This is a genomic window from Rhodococcus sp. P4_B6 (genome assembly GCF_056402215.1).
Genome location: NZ_JBFUHV010000445.1, coordinates 1 through 1,226, shown reverse-complemented (window position 1 = coordinate 1,226; position 1,226 = coordinate 1). Strand labels below are relative to the sequence as shown.

The window sequence follows — 1,226 nt, the reverse complement described above, 5'->3', positions numbered from 1 at the left end:
GTGCTTGACATGGGTGCGTTTGGCCTCCCCCACCACACGGGCGCGGCAGTTGCGGTTCGCGCCGAGCGCCGCCTGCTGATCCGGGGTATACGTGGGCCGGGCTCGGTCGAGGTGGGCGAACACCACCCGCTGGGTTGATCAGATCCGCCACCCGCCGCAACGATGACTGTCTTTCACCCTTGATCTTGCGCCCATTTACCCCCGCACCCCACCCCTGACGGAACGTAATGCCCCTACCGACCAGCTCTTTTGCTCCCACTCCCCCACTCCCCGCCCTCTGTGCCCACGGTCGGCGACGACCGAGTGACTCACCTTCGGAGCGGACGCGCCGGCGGGTAGGACCACCGGCACTGGGCCCATCCGGGGGAGCCGCACCCTCAACGCGGCACAACTTCGTCTTCGTCGACATCGAGGAGACGACGGTGGACAAAACACCGTGCCCGCCGCAGCGTCATGCCCACGGCGTACACGCTGCATCCGAACGAGGTCATCGGGGAGTTCGGCGAGTTCGGGGAGCGCCGACATGCACGCGAGGACCGCGGGACGGGGCGCATCTTGTGTGTGGGCGCCCGGGCCGATCGAGGCATCCGAGTAACCAGGCGGTGCCGGTGCGCGATCACCCGAAACCTGAACACCGAACCCACGTCGGAGACGTCGATCAGACGGCCGCACGGCGGAACGAACGACCCACCGTCCGATCACCACTCGCTCCGCATGCGCCCGTTCCCGCCGCGGAAGGTGTACGGCCCGTTCGGCTTCCACCCGGGCCGGGCGAGCTGCCGGTGTGCGCCCTTGTCCCACGCGGTGCGGCGGAGAAAAATTGGGTACGCAGTGGCTGCGGCCGCGGGCCGTCGACGCCCGCCGGCGGTGGACCGCGACGGGTCGGCCACCGTTGCACTCACCGAGGGGACCTATTGTCCCCGCGGGAGGAGGTTACTGATGTTCATCCAAGTCATCCAGGGAAAGGTYKCCGATCAGCCGCGGCTGCGCGAATGCATGGATCGGTGGAACGAGGAACTGCAACCGGGGGCCACCGGCTACCTCGGCTCCACCTCCGGCACCCGCGATGACGGCACGTACATCGCCCTGGTTCGGTTCGACTCCGAGGAGGCGGCCCGCCGCAACAGCGAACGTCCCGAGCAGGGCACCTGGTGGGCCGAGACCGAGCGGTGYTTCGACGGCCCGGTCACCTTCATGGACTGCCCGGACGCGATGGAGTGGCTCGG

At 68.6% G+C, this 1,226-nt stretch carries 1 pseudogene; it reads left to right on the top strand.

Features of this window, described 5'->3' with window-relative positions:
* Nucleotides 1–939: 939 nt before the first annotated feature.
* Nucleotides 940–1,226: pseudogene (locus AC1DWT_RS51430) on the top strand (hypothetical protein); the annotation flags it as partial.